The organism is Burkholderia sp. (genome assembly GCF_018375725.1).
GTDB lineage: Bacteria > Pseudomonadota > Gammaproteobacteria > Burkholderiales > Burkholderiaceae > Burkholderia.
Genome location: NZ_JAHACR010000253.1, coordinates 1 through 6,405, shown reverse-complemented (window position 1 = coordinate 6,405; position 6,405 = coordinate 1). Strand labels below are relative to the sequence as shown.

6 protein-coding genes and 1 pseudogene are annotated in these 6,405 nt (G+C 64.5%); 5 read left to right on the top strand and 2 right to left on the bottom strand.

Going from position 1 to position 6,405, the window contains the following annotated elements; translation table 11 throughout:
• Window positions 1-137, bottom strand: a pseudogene (locus tag KH616_RS19915) (tRNA (adenosine(37)-N6)-threonylcarbamoyltransferase complex transferase subunit TsaD); the annotation flags it as partial.
• A 119-nt stretch (window positions 138-256) separates the two neighbouring features.
• On the opposite strand from KH616_RS19915, the gene KH616_RS19910 reads away from it, so the two are divergent.
• Both KH616_RS19910 and rpsU read left to right on the top strand, forming a co-directional pair.
• The gene (locus KH616_RS19910) at window positions 257-1,474 is read left to right on the top strand and encodes an NAD(P)/FAD-dependent oxidoreductase (protein WP_292250085.1); all 1,218 of its coding nucleotides are present in this window, start codon (window positions 257-259) and stop codon (window positions 1,472-1,474) included.
• 74 nt (window positions 1,475-1,548) lie between these two features.
• Entirely contained in the window at window positions 1,549-1,761 is a 213-nt protein-coding gene (rpsU, locus tag KH616_RS19905) for a 30S ribosomal protein S21 (protein ID WP_006479415.1), read from the top strand.
• On the opposite strand, the gene KH616_RS19900 is transcribed toward rpsU, so the two are convergent.
• Window positions 1,716-1,955: a hypothetical protein gene (locus KH616_RS19900; protein ID WP_292250087.1), complete on the bottom strand. Its 240-nt coding sequence runs from the start codon at window positions 1,953-1,955 to the stop codon at window positions 1,716-1,718. The two genes, rpsU and KH616_RS19900, sit on opposite strands and share 46 nt — an antisense overlap.
• Here KH616_RS19900 and KH616_RS19895 point away from each other — a divergent pair.
• The 3 genes from KH616_RS19895 to rpoD form a co-directional block, all read left to right on the top strand.
• Complete coding sequence (locus KH616_RS19895) at window positions 1,924-2,370, top strand: GatB/YqeY domain-containing protein (RefSeq protein WP_292249852.1); 447 nt, start codon at window positions 1,924-1,926, stop codon at window positions 2,368-2,370. The genes KH616_RS19900 and KH616_RS19895 overlap by 32 nt on opposite strands.
• A gap of 76 nt (window positions 2,371-2,446) precedes the next feature.
• Complete coding sequence (gene dnaG, locus KH616_RS19890) at window positions 2,447-4,315, top strand: DNA primase (RefSeq protein WP_292249851.1); 1,869 nt, start codon at window positions 2,447-2,449, stop codon at window positions 4,313-4,315.
• A gap of 89 nt (window positions 4,316-4,404) precedes the next feature.
• A partial coding sequence (rpoD, locus tag KH616_RS19885) for an RNA polymerase sigma factor RpoD (protein WP_292249850.1) occupies window positions 4,405-6,405 on the top strand: 2,001 nt, incomplete at its 3' end.

The following is a 6,405-nucleotide window of genomic DNA, read 5'->3' as shown; positions in this document are numbered from 1 at the left end:
AGCTCGGGGACGACGCCGCCGTATTCGCGGTGCATCGCGATCTGCGAGTGGAGCGCGTGCGCGAGCAGCCCGCGTTGCGTGTCGTAGAGCGCGAGGCCGGTTTCGTCGCAGGAGCTTTCGATGCCGAGAACGAGCATGGTGTGGGGTAGCGTGCGCCGCCGTATCGGTGGCGCCGAAATGTCAACGTAACCAGAAAGTATAGCAGCCACGTGCCGGGCGCTGCCGGCGCCGGCGCGGGCCGTGTACAATCCGCGCCATGGAAACCTGTGATATCGCCGTGATCGGCGCGGGCGCCGCCGGCATGATGAGCGCCGCGGTCGCCGGGCAGCAGGGGCGTCGCGTCGTGCTGATCGACCATGCGCCGCGCCTTGCCGAGAAAATCCGCATCTCCGGCGGCGGCCGTTGCAACTTCACGAATCTGTACGCCGGTCCGGACAACTATCTGTCCGCGAATCCGCATTTCGCGCGCTCGGCGCTTGCGCGCTACACGCCGCGCGACTTCATGGCGTTGCTCAAGCGTCACCGCGTGACCTGGCACGAAAAGCACAAGGGGCAGCTGTTTTGCGACCACGGCAGCGACGCGGTCATCGAGGTTCTGAGGCGCGAGTGCGACGCGGGAGGGATTGCATGGCGCCGGCCGGTCGCGGTCGATGCGGTGCGCCACGTGCCAGCGGACGGCTTCGTGCTCGACACGCAGGCGGGCCACATCGCCGCCCGGGCGCTGATCGTCGCGACGGGCGGCCTGTCGATCCCGAAAATCGGCGCGACCGATTTCGGTTACCGGCTCGCGAAGCAGTTCGGCCACAAGCTCGTCGATACGCGGCCCGCGCTCGTGCCGTTGACCTTCGCCGCACACGACTGGGCGCCTTTCTCGGCGCTGTCGGGCGTGTCGCTCGAGGTGCGCGTGTCGACCGGCGACAAGAAGCGCGGCGGCGAATTCGTCGAAGATCTGCTGCTCACGCACCGCGGTCTGTCCGGGCCGGGGATCCTGCAGATTTCGAGCTACTGGCAGCCCGGCGACCCGATTCGCGTCGACCTGCTGCCACAGCGCGACGCGACCGCCGAACTACTTGACGCGAAGCGCACGTCGAAGCGCCAGATCGGTTCGCTGCTCGCCGACTGGGTGCCGTCGCGTCTCGCGCACGTATGGCTCGACACGCACCGGGTTGCAGCGGAGGCGCGACTGGCCGATCTGCCGGACAAGACGCTGCGCCAGCTTGGCGACGCACTCGGCGGCTGGACGCTGACACCGAACGGCACCGAGGGCTACAAGAAGGCGGAGGTTACCAAGGGCGGCGTGGATACGCGCGAGCTGTCGTCGTCGACCATGATGAGCGCGCGCGTGCCGGGGCTGTTCTTCGTCGGTGAGGCGGTCGATGTGACCGGTTGGCTGGGCGGCTACAACTTCCAGTGGGCATGGGCGTCCGGCGTCGCTGCGGGTCAGGCGGCAGCCGAATTTGCGCGCGGCGCTTGACGTGGTGATGCGTTTGTGTAACCGCTCTGCTATACTCGAACATCTTCCCCTGCAAACTTTTTACGTGACGGGTCATGACGATCATCCGCGTTAAAGAAAACGAGCCGTTCGAAGTTGCCATGCGTCGCTTCAAGCGCACGATCGAGAAGAACGGTCTGCTGACCGAACTTCGTGCGCGCGAGTTCTATGAGAAGCCGACGGCCGAGCGCAAGCGCAAGAAGGCGGCCGCAGTGAAGCGTCATTACAAACGTATCCGCAGCCAGACGCTGCCGAAGAAGCTGTACTGAACGATGTTGGCGCCGCGCGGTTCGCGCAGCGGCGCACCGGCGGCTTCCGTGCGAGCTGCCGATGCCGGTTCGAGCAACCCGCTTGAGACGTTGTCCCAAGCGGGTTTTTGTGTTGACGCCTGCCGGCGGGCGTCGGATTCACGTTTCCTTCCCGGGTGAAAGATGAGTTTGAAAGAGCAGATCAGCGAAGACATGAAGGCCGCGATGCGCGCGAAGGAAGCCGAGCGTCTTGCGACGATTCGCCTGCTGTTGGCCGCGATCAAGCAACGTGAGGTTGACGAACAGATCACGCTGGACGACGCCAGCATCACGGCGGTGATCGACAAGATGATCAAGCAGCGCAAGGATTCGATCAGCCAGTTCCAGGCCGCGGGCCGGGACGACCTGGTGGCGAAGGAGCAGGCCGAACTGGCCGTGCTGAGCGGCTACATGCCGGCGCAGCTGTCGGAGGCCGAGGTGGCTGCCGAAGTGCAGGCTGCGGTCGCTGCGACGGGTGCCGCTGGCCCGCAGGACATGGGCAAGGTGATGGGCGTGCTGAAAGGCAAGCTTGCCGGCCGCGCTGATATGACCGCCGTTTCGGCGCTGGTCAAGGCCGCGCTCTCGAAGTAATTCCCTCGCCCGGCGCGCACTTCTGGCGGCGCCGGGCTGCCGCATCGTTTTATCCTCTTTTCCGCTCGATCCCACGGTGATTCCGCATTCGTTCCTGCAGGATTTGCTGAACCGCGTCGATATCGTCGACGTGGTGGGCCGGTACGTGCAGCTCAAGAAGGGCGGCGCGAATTTCATGGGCCTGTGCCCGTTCCACAACGAGAAGAGCCCGTCGTTCACCGTGAGCCCGACCAAGCAGTTCTATCACTGCTTCGGCTGCGGTGCGCACGGCACGGCGATCGGTTTCCTGATGGAGCATGCCGGGCTCTCGTTCCCGGAGGCGGTGCAGGAACTGGCGCAGTCGGTCGGCCTGACGGTGCCGCACGAGCCGTCGCCGACGCGCGGCGGGGGCAGCGAGTATCCGTCCCAGCCGGCCGTTTCGAAGGCGGTCGCGACGGCGCTGTCCGATGTGATGCAGGCCGCATGCGACTACTACCGCAAGCAACTGCGCGGCGCGCCCGCTGCGATCCAGTACCTGAAGAAACGGGGCTTGACCGGCGAGGTCGCGGCCCGCTTCGGGCTCGGCTACGCGCCGGACGGCTGGCAGAACCTCGAAGCCGCATTCGCGAATTATCGCGACGACGCGCTGGTCGAGTCCGGGCTCGTGATCGTCAGCGACAAGACCGACGCGCAGGGCGTCGCGCGGCGCTACGACCGTTTCCGCGAACGGATCATGTTCCCGATCCGCAACGTGAAGGGGCAGGTCATCGGCTTCGGCGGCCGCGTGCTGGGTGCCGGTGAGCCGAAGTATTTGAATTCGCCGGAAACGCCGCTATTTAACAAGGGCAGCGAACTATACGGATTGTTCGAGGCGCGGCTCGCGATCCGCGAGCGCAAGTATGTGCTGGTCGTCGAAGGCTACATGGACGTCGTCGCGCTCGCTCAGCTGGGCTTTCCGAATGCGGTCGCGACGCTCGGCACGGCCTGCACGCCGATCCATGTGCAGAAGCTGCTGCGGCAGACCGATACGGTGATTTTCAGCTTCGACGGCGACGCGGCCGGCCGGCGCGCGGCGCGGCGTGCGCTCGAAGCGTGCCTGCCGCACGCGGCGGATAACCGGACGATCCGGTTCCTGTTTCTGCCGGCCGAGCATGATCCGGACAGCTATGTACGTGAATTCGGCGAGGCCGCGTTTTCGGATCAGGTCGAACGCGCGATGCCGTTGTCGCAGTTCTTGCTGAACGAGGCGATCGCCGGCAAGGCGCTCGATCAGCCGGAGGGCCGCGCAAAGGCGCTGTTCGATGCGAAGCCGATGTTGCAGGCGCTGCCCGCGAACGCGTTGCGCGCGCAGATCATGCACATGATCGCCGACCGTCTCGATATTCCGTTCGAGGAGGTTGCGGGGCTGAGCGACGTCGATACGCGGCTGGCCGCGCCCCCGCGCCAGGCGCCCGCGCGCAGCGAGCGGCGACGCGTGACCGACAACGAGAAGCGGGCGCTGCGCAACATGGTGATGCATCCGCGCATCGCGACGCAGCTCGACGACGAGCAGATCGCGACGCTGAGTGCGTTGCCGCGCATCGGCGAACTGTTTGCCGAAGTGGTCGGTCATGCGCGTGCGCTGGGTGAAGGGGCCGAATTCAGGCTGCTGTCCGACGTGTTGCGGACGTCCTCGAACGCCGCGACGTACGAGGAAATCTTCCGCGAAATTCTGGTCTATGATGAAAACGTCCGCGATTTGTTGTTACAGAATCCGGACGACGAGGGGGCGCCCGAACGGCAGCGGGAACAGGAGCGGATCGCGGGAGAGGAGCTTCAGGCGGCGGTGCTCAAGATGCGCTACGACGCATGTTGCGACCGGCTCGACCGGCTTTCGCGGCAATCCCGCTTTATCCCCGAGGAACTGGCCGAATTGATGGAATTGAATCAGCAGCGAGCCGACATGAAGCGCCGGCTCGGGCTGTGAGCGGGCTGGAGCGCTAAGAGAGGGCGCCCCAGCGTGCTATAATATAAGGTTTCCAGCGGTTTGTTTTCCAAGCAGAGGCGAGAATCGCGATGGCAAAGACGACAGGCGGAAAGAAAGCAGCAGGCAAGGGCTCGACGGAGCCGACCACGAAGGTCATAGCGGCCGAGTCTGCTTCTTCCGCAAGGAAAGAGTCTTCCGCCGTCATCGCCGCTGCAAGAAAAAGAACCGCGGCCGGCACTGCTCAAGCTACGCCGGCGCCGGCAGCCAAGGCAACACGGGCTGCTGCCAGACCCGATTCCGAGCCGGCGAAGCCGGCGAAGCGGGCAAGTGCGAAAAGCGCAAGGGACGCGGCTGCCGCGGCGGACGAAACGGCAGTACGTACTACTCATGCACCCACGGTTCAACCGGCTGTCGTCCAGCAGCCGCGAGTCGATTTAGCCGGTACGGCGAACTCCATGACGAAAAAGCTGAACGAAGTATCCGTCGATGACGACGCAAATCAGAGCGACGAGCAGCCTGTTGCTGCATCGGGCAAATCCAAGGTGCGCGATCGCCGCGCCAAGGAAAAGGCGCTGCTGAAGGAAGCGTTCGCGACGAGCACGCCCGGCACGGCCGAGGAACTCGAAGAGCGCCGCGTGAAGCTGCGCGCGCTGATCAAGCTCGGCAAGGAGCGCGGCTTCCTGACGTATGCCGAAATCAACGACCACCTGCCGGACAACTTCACCGAGACTGAAGCACTCGAGGGCATCATCGGCACGTTCAACGACATGGGCGTGGCCGTCTACGAGCAGGCGCCGGACGCGGAGACGCTGCTCCTGAACGACAACGCGCCCGCGGCCTCGTCGGACGACGAAGTCGAAGAGGAAGCCGAAGTCGCGCTGTCCACCGTCGATTCGGAATTCGGTCGCACGACCGATCCGGTGCGGATGTACATGCGCGAGATGGGCACGGTCGAACTGCTCACGCGCGAAGGCGAAATCGAGATCGCGAAGCGGATCGAAGACGGCCTGCGCCACATGGTGATGGCGATTTCCGCATGCCCGACGACGATCGCCGATATCCTCGCGATGGCCGAGCGCGTTGCGAACGAAGAAGGCCGCGTCGACGAGCTCGTCGACGGCCTGATCGATCCGAATGCTTCGGATACCGATACTGACGGCTTCTCCGCGAAGGAAGCGGAAGCGATCGAGAACGAGGACGAGGAAGCCGAAGAGGAAGAGGAAGAAGAGGAAGAAGAGGACGACGGTGCAGCGCAGGCGAGCGCGAACGCCGCTCAGCTCGAAGCGCTCAAGCGTGCGTCGCTGGAGAAGTTCGCGCTGATCAGCGAATGGTTCGACAAGATGCGCCGTGCGTTCGAGAAGGAGGGCTACAAGTCGAAGTCCTACCTGAAGGCGCAGGAAACGATCCAGAACGAACTGATGTCGATCCGCTTCACCGCGCGCACCGTCGAGCGTCTGTGCGATACGCTGCGCGCGCAGGTGGACGAGGTGCGTCAGGTCGAGCGCCAGATTCTGCACATCGTCGTCGACAAGTGCGGCATGCCGCGCTCGGAATTCATCGCGCGCTTCCCGGGCAGCGAGACCGATCTCGAATGGGCCGACAAGATCATCGCGGAAGGGCACGCTTACAGCGCGGTTCTGTCGCGCAACATCCCGGCGATCCGCGAACAGCAGCAGCGTCTGCTCGACCTCCAGGCGCGCGTCGTGCTGCCGCTGAAGGACCTGAAGGAAACCAACCGCCAGATGGCGGCGGGTGAACTGAAGGCGCGTCAGGCGAAGCGCGAAATGACCGAGGCGAACCTGCGTCTCGTGATCTCGATCGCGAAGAAGTACACGAACCGCGGTTTGCAGTTCCTGGATCTGATCCAGGAAGGCAACATCGGCCTGATGAAGGCGGTGGACAAGTTCGAATACCGTCGCGGCTACAAGTTCTCGACGTATGCGACGTGGTGGATCCGTCAGGCCATCACGCGTTCGATCGCGGACCAGGCGCGCACGATCCGGATTCCGGTTCACATGATCGAGACGATCAACAAGATGAACCGCATCTCGCGTCAGATCCTGCAGGAAACCGGTCTCGAGCCGGATCCG